The 24,801-nt window shown below is 63.1% G+C and carries 25 protein-coding genes; 3 read left to right on the plus strand and 22 right to left on the minus strand.

Going from position 1 to position 24,801, the window contains the following annotated elements; all coding sequences use genetic code 11:
* Positions 1-116: 116 nt before the first annotated feature.
* From fliP to IZV00_RS08885, 14 genes are all read right to left on the minus strand, one after another.
* Complete coding sequence (gene fliP / locus IZV00_RS08820) at positions 117-890, minus strand: flagellar type III secretion system pore protein FliP (RefSeq protein ID WP_329604455.1); 774 nt, start codon at positions 888-890, stop codon at positions 117-119.
* Positions 891-993: 103 nt separating this feature from the next.
* Positions 994-1,260 carry a FliO/MopB family protein gene (locus tag IZV00_RS08825; protein ID WP_021236401.1) on the minus strand — a complete coding sequence of 89 codons (267 nt, stop codon included), beginning with the start codon at positions 1,258-1,260 and terminating at the stop codon, positions 994-996.
* Positions 1,261-1,344: 84 nt separating this feature from the next.
* Positions 1,345-1,683 (minus strand): flagellar motor switch protein FliN, encoded by a 339-nt coding sequence (gene fliN / locus IZV00_RS08830; RefSeq protein WP_196224314.1) that lies wholly within the window; start codon positions 1,681-1,683, stop codon positions 1,345-1,347.
* Positions 1,680-2,564 (minus strand): flagellar motor switch protein FliM, encoded by an 885-nt coding sequence (locus IZV00_RS08835; protein WP_196224315.1) that lies wholly within the window; start codon positions 2,562-2,564, stop codon positions 1,680-1,682. The genes fliN and IZV00_RS08835 overlap by 4 nt, the downstream gene beginning before the upstream one ends.
* Positions 2,565-2,869: 305 nt before the next feature.
* Positions 2,870-4,030 (minus strand): hypothetical protein, encoded by a 1,161-nt coding sequence (locus IZV00_RS08840; RefSeq protein ID WP_196224316.1) that lies wholly within the window; start codon positions 4,028-4,030, stop codon positions 2,870-2,872.
* Positions 4,031-4,126: 96 nt separating this feature from the next.
* Positions 4,127-4,777 carry a flagellar basal body-associated FliL family protein gene (locus IZV00_RS08845; protein ID WP_196224317.1) on the minus strand — a complete coding sequence of 217 codons (651 nt, stop codon included), beginning with the start codon at positions 4,775-4,777 and terminating at the stop codon, positions 4,127-4,129.
* Positions 4,778-4,805: 28 nt separating this feature from the next.
* On the minus strand, positions 4,806-6,650 hold the full coding sequence (locus IZV00_RS08850; RefSeq protein ID WP_230463151.1) for a flagellar hook-length control protein FliK: 1,845 nt from the start codon (positions 6,648-6,650) through the stop codon (positions 4,806-4,808).
* Between the two features lies 1 nt (position 6,651).
* Positions 6,652-7,017 (minus strand): hypothetical protein, encoded by a 366-nt coding sequence (locus IZV00_RS08855; RefSeq protein ID WP_443020076.1) that lies wholly within the window; start codon positions 7,015-7,017, stop codon positions 6,652-6,654.
* A gap of 56 nt (positions 7,018-7,073) precedes the next feature.
* Positions 7,074-8,402, minus strand: coding sequence for a FliI/YscN family ATPase (locus IZV00_RS08860; RefSeq protein WP_196224320.1), 1,329 nt, complete (start codon positions 8,400-8,402; stop codon positions 7,074-7,076).
* 13 nt (positions 8,403-8,415) lie between these two features.
* A complete protein-coding gene (locus IZV00_RS08865; protein WP_196226584.1) occupies positions 8,416-8,994 on the minus strand; it encodes a FliH/SctL family protein in 579 nt (192 codons plus the stop codon).
* Between the two features lie 52 nt (positions 8,995-9,046).
* The gene (fliG, locus tag IZV00_RS08870) at positions 9,047-10,072 is read right to left on the minus strand and encodes a flagellar motor switch protein FliG (protein WP_230463152.1); all 1,026 of its coding nucleotides are present in this window, start codon (positions 10,070-10,072) and stop codon (positions 9,047-9,049) included.
* Positions 10,065-11,801 carry a flagellar basal-body MS-ring/collar protein FliF gene (gene fliF, locus IZV00_RS08875; RefSeq protein WP_196224321.1) on the minus strand — a complete coding sequence of 579 codons (1,737 nt, stop codon included), beginning with the start codon at positions 11,799-11,801 and terminating at the stop codon, positions 10,065-10,067. Before fliF ends, fliG begins: the two co-directional genes overlap by 8 nt.
* A 3-nt stretch (positions 11,802-11,804) precedes the next feature.
* Complete coding sequence (fliE, locus tag IZV00_RS08880; RefSeq protein ID WP_196224322.1) at positions 11,805-12,164, minus strand: flagellar hook-basal body complex protein FliE; 360 nt, start codon at positions 12,162-12,164, stop codon at positions 11,805-11,807.
* A gap of 12 nt (positions 12,165-12,176) precedes the next feature.
* Positions 12,177-13,415, minus strand: coding sequence for a sigma-54 interaction domain-containing protein (locus tag IZV00_RS08885; RefSeq protein ID WP_196224323.1), 1,239 nt, complete (start codon positions 13,413-13,415; stop codon positions 12,177-12,179).
* A gap of 329 nt (positions 13,416-13,744) precedes the next feature.
* On the opposite strand from IZV00_RS08885, the gene IZV00_RS08890 reads away from it, so the two are divergent.
* The 3 genes from IZV00_RS08890 to mdoH all read left to right on the plus strand — a co-directional run bounded on the left by IZV00_RS08890 (position 13,745) and on the right by mdoH (position 18,210).
* Positions 13,745-14,572 carry a flagellin N-terminal helical domain-containing protein gene (locus tag IZV00_RS08890; RefSeq protein ID WP_196224324.1) on the plus strand — a complete coding sequence of 276 codons (828 nt, stop codon included), beginning with the start codon at positions 13,745-13,747 and terminating at the stop codon, positions 14,570-14,572.
* A gap of 209 nt (positions 14,573-14,781) precedes the next feature.
* Entirely contained in the window at positions 14,782-16,266 is a 1,485-nt protein-coding gene (locus tag IZV00_RS08895; RefSeq protein WP_196224325.1) for a glucan biosynthesis protein, read from the plus strand.
* Between the two features lie 60 nt (positions 16,267-16,326).
* The gene (gene mdoH, locus IZV00_RS08900) at positions 16,327-18,210 is read left to right on the plus strand and encodes a glucans biosynthesis glucosyltransferase MdoH (RefSeq protein WP_196224326.1); all 1,884 of its coding nucleotides are present in this window, start codon (positions 16,327-16,329) and stop codon (positions 18,208-18,210) included.
* A gap of 115 nt (positions 18,211-18,325) precedes the next feature.
* Here mdoH and IZV00_RS08905 read toward each other — a convergent pair whose 3' ends face one another.
* From IZV00_RS08905 to IZV00_RS08940, 8 genes are all read right to left on the minus strand, one after another.
* Positions 18,326-19,057 (minus strand): FliA/WhiG family RNA polymerase sigma factor, encoded by a 732-nt coding sequence (locus IZV00_RS08905; protein ID WP_196224327.1) that lies wholly within the window; start codon positions 19,055-19,057, stop codon positions 18,326-18,328.
* A gap of 13 nt (positions 19,058-19,070) precedes the next feature.
* Positions 19,071-21,191, minus strand: coding sequence for a flagellar biosynthesis protein FlhA (gene flhA, locus IZV00_RS08910; protein WP_196224328.1), 2,121 nt, complete (start codon positions 21,189-21,191; stop codon positions 19,071-19,073).
* 9 nt (positions 21,192-21,200) lie between these two features.
* Positions 21,201-22,022, minus strand: coding sequence for a lytic transglycosylase domain-containing protein (locus IZV00_RS08915; RefSeq protein WP_196224329.1), 822 nt, complete (start codon positions 22,020-22,022; stop codon positions 21,201-21,203).
* Between the two features lie 235 nt (positions 22,023-22,257).
* On the minus strand, positions 22,258-22,566 hold the full coding sequence (locus IZV00_RS08920) for a hypothetical protein (protein ID WP_196224330.1): 309 nt from the start codon (positions 22,564-22,566) through the stop codon (positions 22,258-22,260).
* A gap of 8 nt (positions 22,567-22,574) precedes the next feature.
* Positions 22,575-22,853: a flagellar biosynthesis anti-sigma factor FlgM gene (gene flgM, locus IZV00_RS08925; RefSeq protein WP_196224331.1), complete on the minus strand. Its 279-nt coding sequence runs from the start codon at positions 22,851-22,853 to the stop codon at positions 22,575-22,577.
* Between the two features lie 46 nt (positions 22,854-22,899).
* Positions 22,900-23,424 carry a flagella basal body P-ring formation protein FlgA gene (locus tag IZV00_RS08930; protein WP_196226585.1) on the minus strand — a complete coding sequence of 175 codons (525 nt, stop codon included), beginning with the start codon at positions 23,422-23,424 and terminating at the stop codon, positions 22,900-22,902.
* 92 nt (positions 23,425-23,516) lie between these two features.
* Positions 23,517-24,008, minus strand: a complete 492-nt coding sequence (locus IZV00_RS08935) for a flagellar motor protein MotB (RefSeq protein WP_196224332.1) — start codon at positions 24,006-24,008, stop codon at positions 23,517-23,519.
* Positions 24,008-24,676 (minus strand): MotA/TolQ/ExbB proton channel family protein, encoded by a 669-nt coding sequence (locus IZV00_RS08940; protein ID WP_196224333.1) that lies wholly within the window; start codon positions 24,674-24,676, stop codon positions 24,008-24,010. The genes IZV00_RS08935 and IZV00_RS08940 overlap by 1 nt, the downstream gene beginning before the upstream one ends.
* Positions 24,677-24,801 lie beyond the last annotated feature (125 nt).

Consider the following 24,801-nt stretch of genomic DNA (forward strand, 5'->3'; position numbering starts at 1 on the left):
CGGGCTGTCCGAACGAGTCACTCGCCTCGTTCGAATGTCGAAGCCCTTTCCTTCTTCAAAAGAAGAGAAGCCCTTCGACAAGCTCAGGGCGAACGGTGGAGAGGAAATTGCCTTGCTCACGTCGCAAACGATCCCGCCAGCGACCCCATGGTCAGCGCCCACCCATCGACCAGCACGAACAGCAGCAGCTTGAACGGCATGGAGATGATCGTCGGCGACAACATCATCATGCCGAGCGCCATCAGCGTGGAGGCGACGACAAGGTCGATGATGAGAAACGGCAGGAAGATCATGAAGCCGATCTGAAATGCCGTCTTAAGCTCCGACGTCACGAAAGCAGGCAGCAGGATCGAGAAGGGAATGTCCGCAGGCGAGCGGAAAGTAGGCGCTTCGGCAAGATTAGCGAACAGCTTGAGGTCGGTTTCGCGCGTCTGCTTGGTCATGAAGCCGTGCAGCACCTTGCCCGAGCGGCCGACCGCTTCCTCGATGCTGATCTGTCCTTTGCCATAGGGGTCGAAGGCCTGCGCGTTGATCTGGTCGATCGCGGGGCGCATCACGAAGAGCGAGAGGAAGAGCGAGAGGCCGACCAGCACCTGATTGGGCGGGGTCTGTTGCAGCCCGAGCGCCTGGCGCAGCAGCGACAGAACGATGATGATGCGGGTGAAGCTGGTCATCATGAGCACGAGCGACGGCAGAACCGACAGCAGGCTCATGAGGACGAGGATTTGCAGCGATAGCGACAGCGAACGGCCGTCGCCCGAAATCGCGCCCATCGCCTTGGTCAGCGCGCCGCCATTATCGACGGGAGCGGCGGGGGCGGCGGCTTGGGCCAGCGCGGGAGTCGTTAAGAACAACCAAGACAGCAGCCCTGCGACCAGAAGGGCGATCACCAGACGCCCTGACACCCGTTCGGGCTGAGCTTGTCGAAGCCCTTCACTTCTTAAAGAGAAGGGATGCCCTTCGACAGGCTCAGGGCGAACGGAGGGGAGAAGCTCAGCGCCCCGCACGATAGGGATCGCCTTCCGCGATCTTTTCGATCCGGCCGCGTGTGACCGATAACAGGATCTTCTTGCCCTCGAACTCCACGACGGCGAGCTTGCCGAAGGTGCCGAGCGGCAGCGCCTCCAGCATCTTCAGGGACCGGCCGTCCTGCCCCGCCATCATGCCGGGCTGATATTTGCGCCACAGCCACAGCGCGCCAAAGGCCATCCCGCCAACCAGCGGCAGGAGGATCAGCAGTTTGACGAAGTACCAGAACATGGGGCGCGATCCGCTTTCATGGTTAATCGCCTTTCCGAATCAGAAAGATCGGCGCGCAGCAAGAGAAAAAGGCATTGATCGCGATCAGCCGCGCCGTTCGACCCCGGCAAGGCGGCTTTCGGCGGCGGCGATATCGACGATGCGGATGCCGTAGCGGCCATTCACCGTGACGACCTCGCCCTTCGCGATCAGGGCGCCGTTGACCATGATGTCGAGCAGGTCGTCGGCCTGACGGTCCAGTTCCACGATGCTGCCTTCGGCCAAGTCCATGACCTCCGCCAGGCGCAGCGAAGTGGAGCCGACCTCCACCGACATGCGGACGGGAATGTCGGCCAGCAGCCGGAACTGGCGGTTGTTCGCCATGCGGCTCAGCCCTTCTTCGGCAAAGCCGTCAATCCGCGGCGCGTCGCTCATGTCACTCATTGGTCAGGTCCCTGTGCTATCTTTTCGATCTGGAATGCGGCGCGGCCGTCCTGCTCGCCGATTGATCCGTGAGCGACGATACGATCGCCCACAATCAGCGGCAGGCTGCGGCTGATATTTACTGGAATGATGTCGCCGGTCTTCAACTGCATGAGGTCGGCGAGGGAGAGGTTGGGGCGTGCCAGCACGGTTCGGGCAGGCAGGCGGATGTCGCGCATGCGATTAGCGATGCGCGCCTGCCACACGGGATCGATGCGTTCTTCATCGACCTTGGCCTTGGCGCCCATAAGCGGCTCCACCGCACGCAGCGACGAAAGCGGAAACAGCAGGTCGATCGGCCATTCCTGATCGCGCGCGATGCTGAGCATGAAGCGTTGCAGCACCATCTGTTCGCCCGGCTGCGCGGCCGACGCGAAGCCGATGCCCGCTTCACGGACGATGAGGCCAATTTCCAGCGGCAGGATATCGGCCCAGCTTTCGACGAGACGTGCGATCACGCCTTCGGAAATACGGCTGATCAGGCGGTCCTCGGTCGGCGTGAACTCGCCGCGCGCGGGCAACGGGCGATTGCCGGGGCCGCCATAGAAGCAATCTACCAGGGTCGAGATCATGGCCGCGTCCATGCGCAGCAGCATCTGCCCTTTGAGCGGCGTGATGCGATAGACGCCGATGCTGGAAAAGGCGGGCACTTCCGCCGACCATTCGCCGAAATCGAGCACCCGCGCGTCGAGCATCGCGATGTGCGGGCGCACGCCGGAGATAGGCTCGATCAAGGCACGCAAACGTCGGCCGAGCTTTTCGCCCAGCCGGTCTAGTCCGGACAGCAGCTGTGGTGTCTGCGATTCCCCGCGCCCAAGGGCGTAGGTCTGAACGTCGGTCATGATAGTCCCCTGCCCTAGTGGACCGGGGGACTTCCCGACCTTTCAGGCACCCCTATTGAATAACGAAATTGGTAAAATAAACGTTAAATCGAATTCTTTAAAAACAGTCACTTAACCCTTTCAGATTATGCGACATCGCTCTTAAAGCGTTGTTTTATCGCATGGAACTCGGGCGCAGCCCGCCTGCTGAAGGGACCACGGTTACCGATTAATTTTCTACGACGCGCACCTTATTACGAGAAGGTTAGATCCATGAGGCAACAGACAGCGCGTCCGCGAGCTGCGCTTGTATCGAACCCTGGATATCATGACGCGGCGTTCGTCCACGCGGCCTGCAAGTAGTCAACCGTCCGACCCTCATCGCGGTCAACAAATATGATTTTAGCAGGAAACGATACTAGATTTCTTGCATCAATCAAAAGATCATAAAACGGCTTGTCTGCCGTAAAAAATAAATCAGTCTTGAAAAGGTGGACGGCATGCAGGTTGTCGCCTGCATTACTAGCTTTAATGCGCTGTTCCAGTTGAGCTTCCCAAATCGCAGCTCTCAATATATTTAAGGGGACGTTTTCCGCTTTTACCTCTGAAAAGCAGAATATATCGAACTCTTTAGTCGATCGCAAAGCGTCGGAAGCAATGACATGGTCTGTGCATATCTGAAAGTCTAATCCACCGGCAAGGCGCTCACCAACGGACTGCCACCATGTAATCATAAAATCGATACGCCATTTATCCTCAAAATTGTCTATGGGCCAACGGCGCACCTCCTTTCCGGTTACTTTGTCGAAAACGATCCCATCAAACTCCTTTCTCTGAGAGTTTTTTTGAACGCCCTTCGTCTCATCTTTGAGCCAGTGATGTCGTTGGGCGACCTGAGCTCTTTGCTCGACCGCATCAGTTGAGCCGTGGCGCAGGTCATCGAAGACCACTCGACGTCCCTCCTTCACACCTTCCAAGCGCGAAGAAGTAGAAACCAGCGGCGTCAACCATTCTGGTCTGCACCTGCGCACTTCACCGATGAATTCCTGGGCGACTAGCTCGATGATCCAGTCGTCAAGAAACGTACATATCCGACCTACTGAAAGGTATCGCTCCCGCCGGACTTGAAGGTCCGGTATACGGTCCATTTCAGCGATGGCGGCATCTGGAAAGATGACTGCTGCAGCATTGGACTGAATCCAATCGCAAACTTCTTCTAGTTCGCCCTTTCGAGCGATCCGCGAAAATATGTTGCTGTCGAAGTAGAGTTTCCGGTTCAAGAACGGCCTCAAAAGATTGCTGGGGAAATTTCCCGCGAGGTTAATCTTGCCGAACTGATGCGCGAGAGGCCTCCGTTCGTCCGGCATCGTATGATGCTGAGTGGCGCCGCTTGCGCGCGAACGAGTAGCATATGGCGCATCAGTCCACCTCCCGTCCCAATTGGTCACTTGGGTGACCAGGATTTCCGATGCGACGGCCGCCGCCAACTCGCTGTTTCTGGCTCATTAATCTGTTAATTTTCCATGCGACGTTTTGTCGCATGGAGTGACGGAAAAATTAACATGAAATCCAATGTTTTCAGGCTATTGGATCACGAAATTTGTAAAATAAACGTTATCTATGCCGCCATAGCCCGTCTTTTGCTTCAAAATATCGTTTATGACGCCCTTTATGCGCCCCTGGAGCTGGCGTTTGCCTTCGGGCGTCGCCAGCATCGTTTCGGGCTGCTGCGCGAGCATCATCAGAACCTGGCTGCGAATCGCCATCTCGTGGGTCTTGATCGCCTCGATCACGCGCAGGTCGTAATAGGTCGATACAGCGACCGAAATCTGGGCGAAGGCGTCGGTGTCCGACATGTTGGAGGTAAAGGGCGCCTGCAACTGGAAATAGGTCGCCTGATAGGCGGCCGGATTGGCGGGCGTGGGCAGGTCGATGCCCTTGCCCGGCTTGTGCGCGGGCGCATGCGTGCCGCCACCTCCGCCTTCGCCGCCTTCGCCATGGCCTTCACCACCCATGCCATGGGCCTTGGCCACTTCCTCGGCGCTCTCGCCCGCCAGGACGAGGACCGGCTTGTTGGGATCTTCCTTGGGGCCTTCTTCCTTGGCGCTGAAGAAACCGGCGGCATAAAGCCCGCCAGCTGTTCCCGCGCCACCCAGAACGAGCGCGGCGGCGGCCAGCAGGATCATCTTCATGCCCCCGCCCTTTTTCTTCTTCGCCTTCGCCTCGTCGCTCATCTACCGGTCCCCCGAATGTCCTTAAATCCTATGCGTACCGCGCGCGCGCCCTGTCATGGGCGGCGGGCTGCGCGTCTGCATGGTTAAGAACGGCAGGATCGCCGGAACCTTTAGGGCCAAAGCCGTTATTTTCGCGCCCCTGCCAGCGGTTTTGATGACCCTGGGGCTGGCCCATATTCTGGCCGCCATTCTGCGCCCAGGCGGACGTTTGAGAGCCCTGCTGCGACTGTTGCTGCTGCTGCTGCGACGAGGACTGACTGGCCGTCTCGGCGCGATGCGCTTCGGCGACAGCGGGCGCACGTTCGACCTTCACCTCGGCGATACGCACGGCGGCGAGGCCTGCGTCCAGCTTCAACCGGTCGCTATCCTGACGCAAGGCCATTTCCGCCGCCTCGCTGGCAACGGTCAGGCTGACAGCGGCGCCATCCGTATCATGGCGAATGTCCACCTGCACGGCGCCAAGATGGTGCGTATCGATCTGGAAACGCCCCTGCGCGCCATTTGCGGACAGCCCGGCGATATCGCGGGCCAGCCCGTCGATCCACTGGCCCGATACGCCCATGTCGACGACCTGAGCGCCAAGGCTGGCGGACAGGTCAGGCGAGGGCGAGGCGATTGCCAAGGACGGCGCGGCGCCCTGCGGCGCAGAGGCGGCAGGAACGGTCGGAACCACGTCAGAGGGCGGTGGAAGGATGGAGGGATCGAACGCTGTGTCGGCAGGACGAGCCGATGCATCGGCTTTCGCATGAGCGGCGGCCGAGACCTGTTCACCAACCCGCACCGACGCGCCCGTTTGGCGCGCGGCCACCTGTTCACGCACGATTTGCAGCAGGGCAATCGCTTCTGCCTTCATTGGCTTGCCGTTCAGGACTGGCGCTGCTGCCACGGCAGGTTCGGGCGCCGGGCTTTCGTTTCCGGCAGTTGCAACGGGTGCCTCGGGAACCGCTGACGGAATCTTGCCCTCACGGCGCGCGGCCTGCTTGTCAGGAACGATCCCTCCAGCTTCGCGCGGTAGCGGCGAGCCTTTCGGCGCCGGTGGCGTCGCCCCCGCCATCGCGGGCATGTTTGACGTAGCGGCGGTGTCTTGCGGATTGTCCGCCGACGCCTGATCTGCGACCACCGGCACGGAAGCGATCGGCGGAACATCCGCAGCTACCGCGACGGGTTGCGGCGCTGGCGCCACAGTCACGGCATCCTGCTGCGGCAGTTCAGTCTTCGCCTTTTCCTTGCGGGAAGATTTTGTGGGGACCTGAGGAGCGTCCTCTACCACCGGACTGATCGCTTCCGGCGCTGCGTCGTCCTTACGGATGTCCGGGCGCGGCTTGGGCAAGTGAAGGGGTTCGACCACTTGTTCCGGTTGTTCCGCTTGTTTCGCTTGTTCCGGCAATGCGGCTTCAGGCAGAATGGGCGCTTCGTTCGGCAAACCTGCCTCAGACTTCACGGGAAGTCCGGCAGGCTCGACCTGTGCCTGCTCATCGATTGGCGCATCAGCAGCCTGCTTGATGAGACCCAGCGCTCGGCCAGGCGGCAATGATGACGGCAAATCCTTGCCAGCGGCAACCGCTATGGCAAGCCCGTGCGGCACATGACCATGCGCAGGCGTGGCCTCTGGCTGACCGATGTTCATGGGAAGAATCGGGGTGGTTGCAGCAGCATCCTGCCCCTCAACGCCGGGAATCTCTGGCAGGGCGACGGCGGCATCCTGCGCGTCAATCTGCGGCAGGGCCGGAGAAGCGCCAGGCTCTTCGACCATGGTGCCATTAAGCAGCGCGGCGAAGTCCGCCGTATCGCCCGGTGCGGCTGGCTGAATCGCCGCGACGCCCGGCGAGGCCGAGGAAAAAAGCAGTGCCTTCAGGCTGGAAAGCATGTTCATATCATACATCTCCTGTCCGCTGCATCCGGCGGTAGCGCGGCAGCGCCGCCAGCTTGGTTTCCCGCCATTCCTCCAGGTCCGCGCGGGCGCGATCCTTGAGCTTTTCGGCGATTTCGCGATCCCGATTGGCCGCCAGGGTAAGGCCTTCCTTCGCCTCAACCTTGCGGCGCGCATCGTAGAGCGCACCATCCAGCTGACGGCCAGCCTGCTCCAGCCGACCAGCAAGTTCCTGCATTGCTGCAAAATTCGCGCCAGTTGCCATGCCGGGATTGGAAAAAAGATCGCTCCGCACCTTCCGCAGCCTGTCGGCGTTACGCTCGATGCCGTCTGCTTCGTCGCGGGCGCGGGCGGTTTCAGCGACAGCCATGGCATGTTGCACATGGCGGACGCGCAGCACGCGCTGGCGGGTTTTGAGCGGACCCTTCACGCGCCAAACTCAGCGATCAGCGCGCCAGCGCTGGTGTCGAGGTCGATGCGGCTCTTCTGATCCTGCCGGATGAAGTCGAGGATTTCCTGTCGGCGCTGCACGGCTTCGTCGATCACCGGGTCATTGCCGGGACGATAAGCACCCATCAGGATGAGGTCGCGATTTTCCTCATAAGCGGCCCAGAGGCGGCGGTAGGCGGCGGCGGCCATGCGATGCTCGTCCGGCACCACATCGGCCATGACGCGCGAGAGCGACTTGCCGATGTCGATGGCCGGGAAGATCGCCTGTTCCGACAGATGGCGCGACAGAACGAAATGCCCGTCAACGATGGCGCGGGCAGCGTCCACGATTGGGTCGTCGGTATCGTCGCCATCGGCGAGAACGGTGTAGAGCGCGGTGATCGAACCGCCGGTGCGGGCATCGACGCCAGCGCGTTCCACCAAACGGGGAATCAGCGCAAGGGCGGAGGGCGGATAGCCCTTCATTGCGGGCGGTTCACCAAGAGCGAGGCCGATCTCGCGCTGGGCATGGGCGCAGCGGGTGAGGCTGTCGATTAGCAGCAGCACCTTCTTGCCGCGTGCGCGGAAATATTCGGCGATGGCGGTGGCGCGGGCGGCGGCGCGCAGGCGCAGCACCGGAGGATGGTCGGCGGGCACGGCGACGACGATCGACTTATTCATCGAATTTTTGAGCTTGGTTTCAAGGAAGTCGCTGACTTCGCGGCCACGTTCGCCGATCAGGCCCACGACGACGATGTCGGCTTCGGCTCCGGCGATCATCTGGCCCATCAGGACCGACTTGCCGACCCCAGACCCTGCGATGATGGCGATACGCTGGCCGCGCCCGGCGGTAAGCAGCGCGTTGACGGCACGGACGCCAAGGTCGAACGGTTCGGTGACGCGGCCACGGTCGAGGACGTTGCCCTTCACGCCGTTGAGCGGCCAGCTGCCGCCCGCGATGATCGGTCCCTTGCGGTCGAGCGGCTGGCCCATGGCGTCGATGACGCGGCCGATCAGGCCCTCGCCCACCTGCACCATATTCGCCTGGCTGTCCGGTTCGACGCGCGCGCCATTTTCCAGCGGCACATCATTGTCGAGCGGCACGAGCAGCGTCTTGTCACCACGAAAGCCGATGACTTCGGCGCGGCAGATTGTGCCGTCCGATGCGATCACCCGCGCGCCCGCGCCGATCGGCTTGCGGAAGCCTGTGACCTCCAGCATGCCTGCGTCGTGGCTGACCAGCCGTCCCACATGGCGGGGTGCACGGTTCTGGACTTGCAGATGGTCGAACAGGCTTTCGGCCTGGGCAAGCGAAGCCTTGATCATGCCCAAATCCCCTTCATGAACGACCTTCCATATCGTCCATCAGCGCGCGCAGGCGCGACAGGCGCACGTCCGGGCCATCCTCGACCCAGCCGTCAGCCGTTTCGAGACGTACGCAACCACGATGCATGGCAGGGTCGCCGACCAGCTTCACGCCGATTGCCTCGCCTTCCAGCATGGCGACATCGTCGGGATGCAGGTGCAGCGCGCTCTTGTCCTCATTATCCTCGATAAAGGCGGCGACAGCGTCGCAGCGCTGCACCAGCCGCTCCAAATCGATTTCGACCTCGCCGACGATCTGTTCGACCAGCCGGACGACCGTGGCCGACAACATGGTGGACAGCATGCCGCTGGGCGCGGGGGAAAGATTTTCCAGCGCTTCCGCCAAGCGCGCGCGCGCTTCGGCATCGGCGGCTGCGGCGTCGCCGACGACCCGACATCCTTCATCGAAGCCGAGGGTGAAGGCTTCCATCCGCGCCTGCTCGATAATGTCTTCGTCGGTCATGGCGGGCACGGTATCGTGCATCGCCCTGCCGGACGCGGGAGCCGCGTCGGAATAGAGGCTGCGGAAGCTGCCGCTCTTCACCTGTCCCATGCCGCCCAAGGGGATGCTGGACGCATCCTGGCAGCTGCTGGCGTCCCAGACCTTAAACAAAGTCGTTCCCCTTGCCACCCAGCATGATGGTTCCCGCGTCAGCCATGCGGCGCGCGGTGGCGATGATGAGCTTTTGCGCCTCCATCACCTCTGCAAGGCGAATGGGGCCGCGTTCCTCGATCTCGTCGGCGATCGCCTGCGCCGCGCGGGCGGACATGGCGCCGAAGATCTTGCCCTTCAGCATCTCGTTCGCGCCCTTTAGCGCCACGACCAACACGGAGCTGTCGATGGTGCGCATCAGCGTGCCCATATTCTTGTCATCCATGTCGATCAGGTTATCGAACACGAACATCTCTTCTTCGATCGTCTGCGCGATCATCTTGTCGCGCTTGGCGACGGCCTTCATGATCCGCTGCTCATTTTCCTTGCGGACATTGTTCATGATCGCGGCCGCTTCGATCGTGCCGCCGCGCTGCGATGCCGCACCCTGCTTCTTGGACGTGGAACCGCGCAGCAGAAGCTGCTCCAGGTCGTCAAGCGCCTCGTTCGACACGGGGCCGAGCGTGGCGATGCGATAGACGATCTCTTCCTGATATTCGGCGGGAAGCAGTTGCAGCACATCGGCGGCGACGGGCGCTTCCAGATGAGCGAGCACGATCGCCATGATCTGCGGATGCTCCGCCTCGATCAGGGAAGCCACTTCCTTGGCGTCCATCCACTTCAGCATTTCCAGCTGGGTGGAGCGGGTTGGCGGGGTGATGCGCGCCAGGATGGTTTCCGCGCGTTCTTCGCCCAACGCCTTGGTCATCGCACCGCGGATATGGCGGGTCGCGCCATATCCGATGGTGGTGCGCTTCTTCGCCTTGGTCACGAAATGGTCGAGCGCCTCATTGACTTCCTCGACCGCGACATCGGCGACATCGTACATCGCATAGCCAAGCTGGCGGACTTCGTCGGGTTCCAGGCGCGAGAGGATCTGCGCGGCTTCATCCTCATCGAACAGCATCAGGAGGACGGCGGCGGCAGCGCTACCTTTGATCGCACCAAGACCATTTGGGGCTTCCATGGCTTCAGCCATTGTCCTTCTTCCCTTCTTTCAGGAGGTCGCGGACGACGAGGGCGGCACGATCCGGGTCCTGCTTCACGAAATTGCGGATGAGGTCGGCGCGCTGCGCATAGTCATAAGTGGAGGAGATCATGTCGAGCGTGACAGCCTGACCTCCGGCAGGGGCCACGCTGGCCTGCCGCCCAATCTCGGTCGAGATTTCGCGGCCGATCTTCTGACCCTGCGCAGCCATGTTGGCAGCGGCGGCTTCCTGAGCGGCGGCGCGGCGCTTGAGCAGCGGGCGGCCGATGCCGAAGATGACGAGCAGCGCGACGGCGAGGGCGGACAGGTTGCGCACCAGCGGCGAGACCCAGTCGGCCTCATACCAGGGGGTTTTGACTTCCTCCGCCTTCACGAAGCTGCGCGAGGACAGGGCGACCACGTCGCCACGCGCCTGATCGAAACCGACCGCGCCCTTCACCAGCGCTTCCAGAGCGGCGATTTCCTGCGCCGAACGAGGCTTGCCATCCGCGCCATTGTCGAGCGCGACAGCGACCGACAGGCGCTTGACGGTGCCGACGGCATCCTTGGTGACCGACACTTCACGACCCAGCTCAAAGCTGCGGTTGAAGGTTTCCTCGGTCTTCATCGGCGCGCTCGCCGGGGTGGCGGGCTGATTGGCCTGCGTGCCCTGGCTGACGGCCTGGCCGTTGGGATTAGTCTGCGTGACGGTCGGGTTGACCGGCGCCTGATTGCTCAGCGCGCCCGGAACACCGCTTGCTTCGCCGCCAGCACCCTGACCGCGCGGATCGGATGCCCATGTCCCCTGCTCTGTGCGAAGGCGCGCCTCATCCTGCGGGAAGCTTTCGCGGGTCGCCTGGCGTTCGGCGAAATTGAGTTCGGCGCGCACCTCAGTCGAGAATTTGCCTTCGCCCAGGATGGGGGTCAGCAGCGCGATCACCGATTGGCGGTAGCGATCCTCGATCTTGCCCTGCACGGCCAGCTGACGATCATCGGCAGCGTTGCCGTCATTATTGCTGAGCAGGCGCCCATTCTGATCGACCAGCGAAATCTGGTCGGGGCTGAGTTCCGGCACCGAGGACGCGACGAGGTGAACGATCGCGCTTACCTGCGCGTCGGTCAACGTGCGACCCGACGCAAGGCGGAGCATGATCGATGCCGAAGGCTTGGCACGATCCCGCAGGAAGACGCTGGGCGGCTCGACGGCGAGGTGAACCTTGGCGCTCTCAACGCTGTCGATCGCCTCGATCGTGCGGGCAAGGTCCATTTCGCGGGCCGAACGGAGCTTTTCGCCTTCGACGGCGCGCGATGCCCCCATCGGCAGGCTGTCGATCATGCTGTTGCCGTCGGGCGCGCTCTTTGGCAGCCCCTGCGCGGCGAGCATCATCTTCGCCTTGAAATAATCGTCCTCGGCCACGGTCATTGCGCCCGACTTGTCGAAGTCATAGGCGAGGCCGTTCTGGTCCAGCACCTGCGCAACCGCCGATTTGTCGGCATCGGGCAGGCCGCGGAACAGGTCGCGCTGCGGCGGTTCGCGCAGCGCAAGCCATGCCGCGCCAGCCGTGGCGACGACGCCCAGCAGGCCAAGCAGCGGCAGGCTTTTCGCCACCGCAGGCTGCTTGATGAAGCCCGTGAAGCGCGCTTTGAGTGCATCGGCGCCCTTCGCGCCGCCGAAACCGGCGGAGCTGGTGGCGGGGAGGGCGGCGGCGCCGCCATCGAGGGTGAGTGCGTTCTCGCTCATGGATTATACCGGCATGCTCATGATGTCCTTATAAGCGGACAGGAGTTTGTTGCGGACCTGAAGGGTCGCTTCGAAGCTGACCGAAGCCTGCTGCTTGGCCAGCATGACGGCGGCGATGTCAGTCGTTTCGCCCCGTTCGAAGGCGGAAGCCGCCTCCCCAGCCTGGCTCTGCAGGCCGTTCACCTGCTGGAGCGCGGAGTTGAGCGCTTCGGTGAAGCCGCCGGGCTTCGTGCCCTCGGCCCCGCCAACACCCACACCGCCGCCGACCGTGCCGGTCTGGGCAACGTCGCGCAGGGCGGCGTTCTTCTGAAGGATGGCGTTGCGTATCGCCATCACGCTGTCAGTCGGGGAAATGCTGGTCATGCCTTACCTCCCTCAAGCCGCTGCAAGTTCGCGCATCTCGGCAAGCCGGTAGCGCAGGGTGCGTTCTGAAATGCCAAGCTTGGCGGCGGCAGCGGCGCGGTGGCCGTCCGTCTCACGCAGCGCGGCGCGAACTGCCTCCAGTTTCGACTGGTGAGCGACGTCGCGCAGGCGAACCGGCTCGACCGGGGCAGGCGCGCCCACGACACGCAGCTGGGGCGCGCTGGCGATGTGCAGGTCGTCTGCGTCGATCCGCTCGCCATCGCGCAGCACGATGGCGCGCTGAAGCACATTGCCCAGCTCACGGGCATTGCCGGGCCAGACATGGGCGGCCAGCTTTTCCAGCGCGGCGGCGGTCGGCCAGACGAAATCCTGATGACGCAGCAGCATGGCGGCGGCGATCGCGGTCACGTCGCCAGCACGCTCGGCCAGCGGACGCAGTTCCAGCGGCATGACGTTGAGACGCCAGTAAAGATCTTCACGGAAGCGGCCAGCAGCGACTTCGGCGGCGAGGTCACGGTTGCAGGCGGCGATGATGCGGACATTGACCGGCACCGGATGGGTCGCGCCGACGGGCAGGATTTCGCCTTCCTGCAGAGCGCGCAGCAGCTTTGCCTGAAGCGGCAGCGGCAGTTCGGCGATTTCGTCGAGGAAAAGCGTGCCGCCATCAGCCGCCAGGAACAGGCCGTCCGAAGCATTGGCCGCGCCAGTGAAGCTGCCCTTCTTGTGACCGAACAGCATCGCTTCCATCATGGTTTCAGGAAGCGCGGCGCAGTTGACGGCGATAAAGTCGTGGGAAATGCGGCCCGACTGCGCATGAAGGAAACGGGCCATGCCTTCCTTACCCGTGCCGGTGTCGCCCTGGATCAGGACGGTGGCGTCGCTGCGCGCAACCCGGCCAGCCAGCGTCATCAGGCGGGTGCTGGCGGCGTCACCTACTGCCGGGACGCTCGCGGGACGGGCCAGCTCAGCGATCAGGGCAAAGGCGAAGGCCATGTCTTCAAGACCGAATGCCACGCGGGCGGGCAGGCCGTTGGCGGCAGGCACAAGCGAAGGCGTGCCGTCGATCATGTTGATCAGGATGTCGCGATGGGTGGCATGGCCGATCTCGGTCGCCAGCAGCACGCGACGATCATCACGCTCACGCGGGCTTTGCGCATCGACAATGCGTACCATGTAAAAGGCATTTTCCAGCCAGTGCTGCAGGCCCGGAACGAGGGCGCAGACTCCTCGGCTGACGTCTAACGATGCCATGAAAGTCCCCAATCATTTTGGCCGGATTGTGCCCCCGCACGTTCCAACCCCCTTCGATGCCCTTACAAATGCCCTTCGCATGGTTATCATCTGGTTAATGCGGCAATAACCTTGCCGGTCGGCGGCAATTTTCTTCCGCATTTGCCTTCTTCTGCGGCCCCCTCTTCAAAAACATGCGCAGGCAAGCCTCCGTTTTTCCTCGGTTTTTAAGATTCAGAAGAAAAAATCGCGCTCAGCCCTAAAAGCTTTTTTCGCGCCGCCGTTATCCCCTTTCGAGGCCGCAAGCATCCTGATGGCAGCGACCTGATAGGACATAGAAAGGGAATATCATGACTGTTATCGGAACCAACTCTTCTGCTCTGCGCGCCGCCAACGCTTCGGCTCTCGCAGGCAAGTCGCTGAGCACCGCCATGGAGCGTCTGTCGAGCGGCAAGCGCATCAACAGCGCCAAGGACGACGCAGCAGGCCTCGCGATCAGCTCGCAGATGACCTCGCAGATCAAGGGCATGACCCAGGGCATCCGCAACGCCAATGACGGTATCTCGCTGGCCCAGACGGCGGAAGGCGCGCTCGGCGAAGTCGCCAACATGCTGCAGCGCATCCGCGAACTGGCCGTCCAGTCGAAGTCGGAAACCTACTCGGCCACCGATCGCACCAACCTGAACGCTGAAGCGACCGCGCTGAAGACGCAGATCACGAGCGTCCTCGCCACAACCGAATTCAACGGCGTCCGCATCTTCAACAGCGCGGCTGGCGCAACCTACACTGCCAAAGCGGGCAACGTGAACATTCAGGCTGGCGCCAATTCCGGCGACGTGGTGAACATCGCTTTCGCGGCACTGACCAACCTTGCTTCTTCGGACGTCAGCACGACGACCGGCGCGGCAACCGCCCTGACCGACGTCGACACCATGCTGAAGGATGTCGCAACGACCCGCGCTTCGCTCGGTGCTGCTCAGAACCAGCTGGAATCGACGGTCAATGGTCTGACCAACAACATCACCAATCTCTCTGACGCCCGCAGCCGCATCGAAGACGCCGACTTCTCGGCCGAAACGACCGCCCTCGCCAAGGCGCAGATCCTGAACCAGGCTTCGACGGCGATGCTCGCTCAGGCGAACCAGAGCCAGCAGAACGTCCTGAAGCTGATCCAGTAATCTGGAATAGCTGAACTGACAGGCGGGGTATTGGTCACCTGACAGCCAGTCACGGGAACCCGGCGCATCAACAGTCCCCACCGCGCCGGGCAACCACCTTCGATCAAACGGCCAGCATATCGAAGCCTCCGTCCCCCCGGGCGGAGGCTTCACCGCATTTTGGTCCGCTCAGGCTTGCAATATGCGGTCATGCGCCCATCATTACGGTCATGATGAAGATCGACCGGCGCGCGATGATCGCCGCCTCAGGCGCCACCCTTCTCCTGCCCGGATCGGCCCTGGCCCAGCAGGGGCGCGAGCGCTTTTCATGGAATATGGTGATCGCTCGCGCCCAAAGGCTCGCGCGGCAGCCCTATCGGGAAACGCCGCATCATCCCGGCGCACGCAAGGTCGACTATGATGCCCTCTACAAAGCGCGCTTCCGCGAAGACCGGACCATCTGGGGCAATTTGCCCGGCGACACGGGGGTTCAGCTTTTCCCGTTGAGCGCCTCGGCCGAACAGCCAGTGGAAATCGAGCTGGTCGAAAACGGCCGCGCCGTGCCCCTGCGATACGATCCGACGATGTTCGACGCCCCCGCGGACAATGCGGTGCAACAGCTGGGGCCGGACGCAGGCTATGCCGGGTTTCGCGTCATGAATGCCGCTCGCAATGGCGACTGGCTGTCCTTCCTCGGGGCCAGCTATTTCCGCTCCCCCGGCGCCTCCAAGCAGTTCGGCCTGTCCGCCCGTGCGATCGCCATCAACACCAGCATACAGGGCAAGGAGGAATTCCCCCGCTTCACCCATTTCTGGCTGGAGCGCACCGGCCGCAGCAGTATCACCATCTATGCCCTGCTCGACGGCGCCTCCATAACCGGGGCCTATCGCTTCGTAAGCGAGCTGACCTCGCAGGGCGTGCGGCAGGATGTGGACACCGCCCTGTTCCCCCGCCGCGCAATTGCCGAACTTGGGCTGATGCCGATGACCAGCATGTTCTGGTATGATCAGGCAAGCCGCGCGTCGCGCACCGACTGGCGCCCGGAAATCCATGATTCCGACCTGCTCGCGATCGGCAGCGCCGATGGCACGACCCATGCGCGTCCGCTTATCAATCCGTCCGCCCCGCGCGTCGACGCCTTCACCGAACGCAATCCGCAGGGCTTCGGCCTGATGCAGCGGGACCGGAATTTCGACCATTATCAGGATGACGGCGTTTTCTACGAGCGTCGCCCCTCGCTCTGGGCATCGTCGCGCAAGCCATTGGGTGCCGGGCAAGTGCGGCTCTATGAATTTCCCACCACCAGCGAGTATGTCGATAATGTCTGCGCTTATTGGACCCCGGCGGCGGCGGTGCGCGCGGGCGGCAGGATCGATGCCAGCTACCGGCTGGACTGGTCGTCCGCGGGTGGACCGGCGAACAGCGGCGCGGTGCTCGCCAACATCTGGACCGGACAGGCGAACGAAGCGGGCGTGGACCGCCTGATCCTCGACTTTTCCGGCGTTGCGCAAGATGCACGGCCGGACATCTGGGTCGATGCGGCTGGCGCTGCATTGATCAGGAAGGGCGGCTATCCGGTCCTGCATCAGCCCGGCCTCTTCCGTGTCGCCCTCGATCTGCGGCGGGATGGCGGCAAAGCGGCCGATATCCGGGTTCAGCTTCGCTCCGGCAATACCGCGCTCAGCGAATATGTGCATTATCCGCTAGGCGCTTGAAGAAACCGGCGAAGACCGGGCGCGTTGCGTCCGTTACGATCACAGAACGGAAACACAAAGATGGCAATCAGTGGCGGACAGACGAGCGGCGAAGCGGCGCAAGCCGTTGCGCGCGGGTTCGAGCATGTGCCCGCCGAAATGCCCCTCGCCATGCCGGAACAGGATTTCCGGGAACATCCGCGTGACTTCCCCCATCGGCCGCTGAATATCGACCAATGGGCGCGGCGCATGCTGGTCGTGCTGCTGGCTTTACTCCCCGCCTCCATTGCGGCTCATGAGATGCGGCGGTCGATTGGTCTGGACGGCATTTCGCTATGGGAAGGCGTCTATCTCGCGCTCTTCATTCCGCTGTTCGCGTGGATCGCCTTCGGCTTTGCGACCAGCCTGATCGGCTTCCTCACCCTTACCTTGGGCAAGGGCCCAAGCGCCCAACCCCATCGCGCGCTGTTCGCTAGTCCGATCCGGGGCCGCACCGCCGTGCTTCTACCCGTCTGTAATGAGGATTTCCTGGGCGTCATGGGCCGCCTGTCGTTCATGGAACGCTCGCTGGCGCAGGTCATGGGCCATGAACGCTTCGAATTCTTCATCCTGAGCGATTCCAACCCCGCCAATGGCGAGATTGAGCGCCAGGCCTATCTGGAAATGCGCAAGGGCTTCTCGCGCCCCGTCCATTATCGCCGACGCGCGCTCAACATCGGGCGTAAGCCGGGCAACATCGCCGAATGGGTGCAGCGTTTCGGTGGCGGCTATGACTATATGATCGTGCTGGACGCAGACAGCGTGATGAGCGGCCAGACCATGGCGCGCCTAGCGCTGGACATGGAACGCCACCCGCATGTCGGCCTGATCCAGACAGTGCCGACGGTCGTCGGCGCGACGACCTTCTTCGCGCGCTGGCAGCAGTTCGCCAGCCGCCTGTTCGGCCCCATTTCCGCTGCGGGCATGATCTGGTGGGCAGGGTCCGAAGGCATGTTCTGGGGGCATAATGCGATCCTGCGGACCAAGGCGTTCGCACAAAGCTGCGGCCTGCCCGAATTGCCCGGACGCGCGCCATTTGGCGGCCATATCATGAGCCATGACATGATCGAGGCCGCGCTGCTTCGCCGCCGTGGCTGGGACGTGCACATGGTCATGGCCGATGACAGTTTCGAGGAATTTCCCCCTTCCCTGCCCGACCTGGCGACCCGCGACCGACGCTGGTGCCAGGGCAATATCCAGCATGTGCCGCTCATCCCCCGGATCAGGGGATTGCATCTGGTCAGCCGCTTCCAGCTGCTGGTCGGCGCTTCAGCCTATTGCACGTCGCCGCTCTGGCTCGCGCTGATGCTCGTGGTGCTGGGCGGTGCACTGGCTGGCGTCTGGCCGCCGAGCGCGATCCTGCCATCGGGCGGCCTGCTGGCGCTGACGGCGGTGCTGCTGTTCGGTCCAAAGCTGCTGGCGATGGGGTGGGCGATGGCCGACCCCGCCCGCCGCATCGGCTTTGGCGGAGCAGCCCGCATGAGCCGGGGAGTCATCGCCGACATCGCGCTTTCGATCCTGATGGCGCCCGTCAGCATGTTGACCCAGACGATCAACCTATTCGGCATATTGATGGGCCGGAAAAGCAGCTGGAGCGGCCAAATCCGCGACCGCGACGGCATGTCGATCACCAGCGCCATCTGGCTATTCAAATATCATATCATGCTGGGCGGTTTGCTAACCGTGCTGGCGATCAGGGGCGGTACGTCCGTCGGGTGGATCATGCCGGTGGTCGCGGGCCTGGTGCTGGCACCTGTCCTTGCCGCTGTCACTGCGCGCAAGGATTTGGGGCAGAAGGCCGAACGCAGCGGGCTGTTCCAGGTGGCAGAGCCATGGTGGCGGGCACAAAGCTATCGTCCACCGCACTATCCCGAGCAGGTCCGGGGGGCGGCTCCGCTTCAGCAGGCGGTCGCGAACGATCGTTAGCAAACATCGTCATGCCAGCGACCCGGAGGGCGGCGTCAGCCAACGCTGGCATCTCAGGCGAGAGCAAGCGACATAGCCTCACGAGATCTCAGCTTTCGCTGGGATGACGCATATGTCAGTCCCACTCGCGTAATTTCTCGCGCAGCTTATCCAATGCAGCTTTCTTAATCTGGCAGACCCGCGCCGCGCCAATATCCAGCGCCTGGCCGATTTCCTCCAGGTTCAATTCCTCAACAAAATAGAGCTGCAACACCAGCGCCTCACGCTGCGGCAGTTCGCCGATGCAATTGGCGAGCGCGGCTTTCAGTGACTCTCGCTCCATCACATCGTCGGCGCGGTCTTCCACATCGGCGAACCACATGGACTGGTCGGAATAGACCTCATCCATGCTGGTGTGTTGCACCATCTCGCATCCATCGGCGAGCTCGCGATAGGCGGCGGCCTCCATGCCCATTGCCGCTGCCATCTCGGCTTCCAGCGGGGCGCGGCGCAATTGCTGTTCCAGCCGGTTGCGGACCGCAGCCAGCTGCTTGCGGTTCGCCATCGCCGACCGGGCGATCGTCGCGCCGCGTCGCAGATGGTCGATCATCGCCCCACGCACGCGCATCTGCGCATAGGAGGCGAAACCCAGGCCGCGATCCTCAAAACCGTTGGCCGCCTCGACCAGCGCAACCATGCCGATCTGCAACAGGTCTTCAACCTCCACCGCGCTCGATACGCGGCCATGCACATGCCACGCAATCTTGCGCACCAGCGGCATATAGCGCCGGGCGAGCTGCTCGGGACTGTTGTTCGACCGGCCGTAGGTATTGACGTCGGAACCGGCGATGACCTTCTTCATGAACATGGGTCAGTTATCCTCAGGCGACGCGTTCGCGAGTGGGAAGCGGATCGTGACGGGGCGCGGGCCGCTGTTCGCCACCTACGACAGCGACGACTTCCACACCCTTGCCATCGGGAATCTCAAGGAAGGACAGCACTGGCGTTTCGGGTAGATGCGGCTTGAACAGGCGGGCCAGCGCGCGGCGCGCCACCGGCGAGGTCACAATGGCGAAATTACGCGCCTGCCCCATGATGGGCCGCGCCGCCTGCACCACCGCTTCGATGATACGGTTGGCGAGCGCCGGTTCGATCGGATGCTTGGCATCGCCTGCGACCCGCATCGCCTGCGCGAGCAGCGCTTCCAGATCGCCGTCCAGCGTGATGACCGGCAGCGGCATCTTCACCGGCACGAGACCCTGAATAATGAGCGCGCCGATGCGCTGACGGACAGCCTCGACCAACTGCTCATGGCTCATGTCGGGCCGAGCGGCATCGACCATCGCTTCGCAGATGCGGCGGAAGTCCTTGAGCGCGATCCCTTCTGACAGGAGCGCGCGGCACAGCGCCGAAATCTGCGTCAGGCTTAGCGTGCCGGGCGTCAGGCCATCGACCAGTTGCGGCGCGGCGTCCTTTAGGTTGTCGAGCAGCTTGCGCGCTTCGTCCAGGCCGAACATCTCGCTGGCGTTCATGGCAATCAGCTGGTTGAGGTGCGTGGCGACGACCGTCGGCGGATCGACCACGGTATAGCCCGCGACAACCGCTTCACTGCGCTTGGCGGGCGAAATCCACACGGCGTCGAGGCCGAAGGTCGGGTCTTTCGCCTCGCGGCCGGACACCACACCTTCCAGCGCGCCGCTGTCGAGCGCCAGCAGATCGTCGGGATAAATCTCGTCCTCGCCAACGACGACGCCAGCAATGGTGATGCGATATTGATTGGGCTCCAGCGCCAGATTGTCCTTCACACGCACCATCGGCACGACGAAGCCCAACTCCTTGGAAAGCTGGCGGCGAATGCCGGTGATGCGGGCCATCAGCGGCGCGCCCTTGCGCTCGTCGACCAGAGAAATGAGGCCATAGCCGATCTCCAGACCGAGGATCGCGCCGTCCGACACGTCATTCCATTCGATCAGCGCTGGGTTGGCGGGCTCCGGCATAGGCGCAGGCTCGGCCGCCTTGGCCTTCGCGCTCTTGCGCAGGTGCCAGGCGATATAGCCCGCAACGGCTGCGGCAGGCAGGATGATCATGTGCGGCATGCCCGGCAGGATGCCGAGGGAGGTCAGGATCGCGGCGACCGGCGCCCAGGCCTTGCTCGATCCGAACTGGCCGGTGATCTGGTCCGAAAGCTCCTGCTCGCTGCCTACGCGCGTCACGATGGCGGCGGCAGCGATGGAGAGCAGCAGCGCGGGAACCTGCGCCACCAGCGCGTCGCCGATGGCGAGGACGATATAGGTCTGGGCAGCTTCACCCATGCTGAGGCCGTGGCTGACGACGCCCAGGATGATGCCGCCGACGATGTTGATGGCGAGGATCAGGATACCCGCGACCGCGTCACCCTTCACGAACTTGGACGCACCGTCCATCGATCCGTAGAAATCGGCTTCGGTCGCGACTTCGCGGCGGCGGACCTTGGCTTCTTCAGGCGTCAGCAGGCCAGCGTTCAGGTCTGCGTCGATAGCCATCTGCTTGCCGGGCAAGGCGTCCAAGGTGAAGCGCGCGCTGACTTCCGACACGCGGCCTGCACCCTTGGTGATGACCACCAAGTTGATGATCATCAGGATCGCAAAGACGAAGATGCCGACGACATAGTCGCCGCCGATCAGGAAGTGACCGAACGCCTCGATCACATGCCCCGCCGCGTCCGATCCTTCATGGCCCGACACCAGCACCACGCGGGTCGATGCGACGTTCAGCGCCAGCCGCAACAAAGTCGCGAACAGCAGCACCGTGGGAAAGCTCGAAAAATCGAGCGGCTTGGCGGCGTTCAACGCTACCATCAGCACCGCCAGCGAAATCATGATGTTGGTGATGAAACCCAGGTCCAGCATGAACGCGGGCACCGGCACCATCATGAACAGCACGACCATCAGCGTCGCGACGGGCAGCACGGCCCCCTTGGCGGCGCTCATCCAGATCTTCGCTTTGACTTGGGCGGGAGTCATATCGGGCCGTTACCTTCCGAGGGTGGCGAGCATGAGATAGGCGAGGCGCGCGGTTTGCGGGTCGGGCCGGACAGAGACGTCCGCCGCGTTCGCAAGGCGCTGGGTTTCGATCCGCACATAATCGGCGGGCTGCACCGTCTTCGCGCCTTCGGGCAGCGAAGCATCAGCATATTGGATGGGTCCGGCGTTGATCGAATCGACACCGCGCTGGAGCTTCGACGCGAACCGGTCCCGGATTTCTGCGAAGCTACGGGGACTGCCGGAGCGATCGTAGAAAATGGAGCGGTTCGCCCGCGCAGCCGCCGGGAACATGGAGGCCGCCGTCGCGTCAGGCGCACGATCATGCACGGACAGGAACTTGCTCGCCCCGCCGACGCCCAGGAAATGGGCTAGGTAGAGATCGACCGGCTCAGCCTCGCGGCCAAGGCGCTGTTCCAGATAGGCCTTGTTGTCGGCGGCATGCTGCGCGGCCATGACGGACGCGGTTTCAGGATGATTGCGCAGGTCCAGTATCTGCTGGCGCATCTCCGGGTTCGCGACATAATAGCGGCCATTCTGCCCCCGGCTGATCATGTCGGCGGCCCAGCCCAGCCCATATTCGCTGCCATGCTTGTCGATGACGGCAAGCCAGCTCTGGTCGATGAATTGATAGAGGCCCGTCGCGGACGACGTGGTCGCGCGCGCTGTGGGATTGAGGCTGCTTTCGATCTTGGCCTGGCCAAGCAGATAGGCGAAGTCCACGCCCGTCCTGCGGCTCGCCATAGCGATCGCGTTCGTCACGCGGTTGCCGCTCGATGCGCCTGTCGCTGCTATGTCTGCAAAAGCCGACAAATGAAAATTCCCCGTTGGTACCGGGGAGCATTAGAGCAAGCCTTATGCCAAGATTTGGTTAACGCGCGCTCCATAAATGTTGATGCCGCGTTCAGCATGAAAGAAAAAGGCGCCTCTGGGGCGCCTCATTTCCAATATCAAAAACTGTACAACCGTTCGGGCTGAGCTTGTCGAAGCCCTTTCCTTCTTCAAGAAGTAGAGCCCTTCGACAGGCTCAGGGCGAACGGAAATCAGGTTACCGCCCGTAAACCAACGGAGCCTGAGTCGACCCATGCGCCGCCAGCAACGACAGCCGCTGCCCCGCATGATCCGTCAGCACATTGATTCGCACCCGCGCCGCTTCGATCAGGGGAAGCAGCGCCGTCACCCGTTCACGAATCGCGTCATCCGCACGCCACGCGCCGATCGCGCGCACTGCGGCAGCGCTCTTGCTCACATGAGATGCGGCGGCATCGATCGCCGCCACGTCGGTGCCATCAAGCGCCGTGCGCAACTCCTCAAAAGCGGAGAAGAGGTCATCCAGCGCTGCAAGCCCGAGCGGCATGGGAAGGATTACCCGTTAACCGGCAGGTCGAGCGCGAGCATCCTGTCGGCGATCGCAGCCGGATCGACCGGATAGTTGCCCGACGCAATGGCCGCCTTGATCGCCGCGACGCGGTCCATATCGACCGGCGCACCTTCCGCAGCCATGCGCGCAGCCGGGCTGGCCGATGCTGAAAATGACGACACGCTTACCGATCCCTTGTCTGAAAAGGTCCGCGTCTTGCCCCCTTCCCGCAGGCGGGAAGCCTCTATGGCGGCGCTCATATTCTGGCCGACAGATTTGATCATGGCTTACAATCCTTCACTCGTCCCGCCCTATCTATAACGGCCGGGTTCAAAAATCATTAAATCCCGGAATGCGCACAGTGCCCATTTCCACGACCTGCGCCAGAACCGGCGCTGCTTTCTTGTCCTCGCGCACGCGGATGGTGTCGCCCACGGCGCCATCTTCATCCGCGATCATCACGCGCGACACGCTGAAACTCGCATTGCCAGCGATCAGCTGGACCGGGTCGCCCCGCTTCACAACCATATCGCGCTGCGCAGGCCGGGCCACCGCGCCATAACGGGCGACCGGCGCCACAGCACCAGCAGCAGCAGCACCACCACTCAGCGGCACGCGTATGCGCCAGCCAAGGGAATCGCACTTGACGATCGCCGCGCCGAAAGTCGGCCCTTCGACGCTAGGCGTCACCGGACAAGCCGCCAGCCGCAGCCGCCGATCGACAGGCGCAATCGGCCCGCCCGGCTCGCCAATATTGGCGCCCACGGTCATCGCGACCAGCCCGTCCAGGCGATCGAGATTCTCGAATTTCTGCTGCGCCAGCGCAGGCTGAGCAGCCGCTGCGGCCAGCACCATGACGGCAATGAAGGGCAGCTTGTTCACAGAAGGTCTCCGGATGCAGGCAGATTCATGCCACGCATTAAGCATCCGACATGGCTAACAAGTCGTTAACGCCGCCCGGCAGCTTCACCGATGCGGATCACCTGCCCCTTGCCGGTGCCGCCATCCATCTGATCAAGGCCCCGAATGCGCAGCCGATCGTCAGCCAGCCCCTGCGCCTTCAACTCACGCGCCACCGCGCCCAGTCGTGCCGCAGCCAGATCCCACGGATCGAAACGCCGCCGCGCCGGATCGGTGCCGATACTGCTCACGTCGATCCTGCTTGTTCCCCGCCGCAAACCAGCCCCGACCCTGGCAACCGCCGCCCTGCCCCGATCGGACAACAAAGCCTCATCCGGCAGGAACAGCTCCGCCGCGCGCAATTCCATATCCTTGGCCACGGCCCGCCCACCAAATTGCTGCCGTACCTGCGCCAGCATCGCGTCGCGCTTCTGCCCGCTCGCCTGAAGCAAGATGAAGAAGCCGAGCAGCAGCAATAGCAGGTCGGCGAAACTCACCGCCCAGCGATTGCGCCGGGCTTGCGACGCAGCAGCGGTCATCACGCAACCTCGCGGATGGACGCCCGCAGCGTCGTCACATTTTCCCGCCGTGCGATAGCGACCATGCGGGTGACCGCCTCCTTTTGCCACGCCAACTCGCGTTCGGACAGGTCGGCGAGGCGGCTCGCTATGGGAGCAGCAATGACGTTGGCGACCACCACGCCATAGAGCGTCGTCAGTAGCGCCAGCGCCATGGAAGGCCCCAACGCCGCCGGATCATCCATCGCCGCAAACATGCCGATCAGGCCCAATATCGTGCCCGCCATGCCCAATGCGGGCGCAGCATCGGCAATCGACAGCCAGACATTGCGCGCACAGCCATGACGGCGCGCCCGGTCGGCCAGCGCCTGCGCCGCCCAAATCTCGAACTGCTCGGTCTTTTCGCTGTTGGCGAGGCGGCGCGCTGCCTCAGCCAGGAAGGGATTGGCCGTCTTCACCCGATCGGTGCAGGCAAGGCCGCGCAGCTGCGCAACCTGATCGATCTTCAGCAAGGCCGCTCGCGCCGTCGCCTGATCCTTGTCCGGATCGGCGCGCAGCAGCGGCACCAGAGCCACGAACCCCCGCCCGATCGCCGGACCACCATTTTGGAAAAGCGCCACCGCGCCCACGCCCGCGATCATGATGATCAGCGTCAGGGGATCAAATAGCTGCGCCAAAAACCCGAACATCAACCAATCCCCCATTCACCCGGATCACCTGCGGCAAAGCCTTGCCAGAGACCGGCAAAATATTGCCGCCCCTGCCGCCACCGCAATCCGAACCCAAGGATTTCCGCCATTTTTGTCCCTGCCGA

Origin of the sequence: Sphingobium sp. Cam5-1 (assembly GCF_015693305.1) — a bacterium.
Taxonomy (GTDB): Bacteria; Pseudomonadota; Alphaproteobacteria; order Sphingomonadales; family Sphingomonadaceae; genus Sphingobium.

Coding starts and splice junctions, on each gene's coding strand:
- IZV00_RS08905 (WP_196224327.1), bottom strand. CDS start 19,057: ATGTTCATGAAGAAGGTCATCGCCGGTTCCGACGTCAATACCTACGGC.
- IZV00_RS08885 (WP_196224323.1), bottom strand. CDS start 13,415: ATGGCATCGTTAGACGTCAGCCGAGGAGTCTGCGCCCTCGTTCCGGGC.
- IZV00_RS08865 (WP_196226584.1), bottom strand. CDS start 8,994: ATGGGACAGGTGAAGAGCGGCAGCTTCCGCAGCCTCTATTCCGACGCG.
- IZV00_RS08860 (WP_196224320.1), bottom strand. CDS start 8,402: ATGATCAAGGCTTCGCTTGCCCAGGCCGAAAGCCTGTTCGACCATCTG.
- IZV00_RS08845 (WP_196224317.1), bottom strand. CDS start 4,777: ATGAGCGACGAGGCGAAGGCGAAGAAGAAAAAGGGCGGGGGCATGAAG.
- fliN (WP_196224314.1), bottom strand. CDS start 1,683: ATGAGTGACATGAGCGACGCGCCGCGGATTGACGGCTTTGCCGAAGAA.
- IZV00_RS08825 (WP_021236401.1), bottom strand. CDS start 1,260: ATGTTCTGGTACTTCGTCAAACTGCTGATCCTCCTGCCGCTGGTTGGC.
- IZV00_RS08855 (WP_443020076.1), bottom strand. CDS start 7,017: ATGGCTGTCGCTGAAACCGCCCGCGCCCGCGACGAAGCAGACGGCATC.
- IZV00_RS08940 (WP_196224333.1), bottom strand. CDS start 24,676: ATGTTCGGGTTTTTGGCGCAGCTATTTGATCCCCTGACGCTGATCATC.
- fliF (WP_196224321.1), bottom strand. CDS start 11,801: ATGAGCGAGAACGCACTCACCCTCGATGGCGGCGCCGCCGCCCTCCCC.
- flgM (WP_196224331.1), bottom strand. CDS start 22,853: ATGATCAAATCTGTCGGCCAGAATATGAGCGCCGCCATAGAGGCTTCC.
- mdoH (WP_196224326.1), top strand. CDS start 16,327: ATGGCAATCAGTGGCGGACAGACGAGCGGCGAAGCGGCGCAAGCCGTT.
- IZV00_RS08930 (WP_196226585.1), bottom strand. CDS start 23,424: ATGGTGCTGGCCGCAGCGGCTGCTCAGCCTGCGCTGGCGCAGCAGAAA.
- fliE (WP_196224322.1), bottom strand. CDS start 12,164: ATGACCAGCATTTCCCCGACTGACAGCGTGATGGCGATACGCAACGCC.
- IZV00_RS08935 (WP_196224332.1), bottom strand. CDS start 24,008: ATGACCGCTGCTGCGTCGCAAGCCCGGCGCAATCGCTGGGCGGTGAGT.
- fliG (WP_230463152.1), bottom strand. CDS start 10,072: ATGGCTGAAGCCATGGAAGCCCCAAATGGTCTTGGTGCGATCAAAGGT.
- IZV00_RS08850 (WP_230463151.1), bottom strand. CDS start 6,650: ATGAACATGCTTTCCAGCCTGAAGGCACTGCTTTTTTCCTCGGCCTCG.
- IZV00_RS08895 (WP_196224325.1), top strand. CDS start 14,782: ATGATGAAGATCGACCGGCGCGCGATGATCGCCGCCTCAGGCGCCACC.
- flhA (WP_196224328.1), bottom strand. CDS start 21,191: ATGACTCCCGCCCAAGTCAAAGCGAAGATCTGGATGAGCGCCGCCAAG.
- IZV00_RS08890 (WP_196224324.1), top strand. CDS start 13,745: ATGACTGTTATCGGAACCAACTCTTCTGCTCTGCGCGCCGCCAACGCT.
- IZV00_RS08920 (WP_196224330.1), bottom strand. CDS start 22,566: ATGCCGCTCGGGCTTGCAGCGCTGGATGACCTCTTCTCCGCTTTTGAG.
- IZV00_RS08835 (WP_196224315.1), bottom strand. CDS start 2,564: ATGACCGACGTTCAGACCTACGCCCTTGGGCGCGGGGAATCGCAGACA.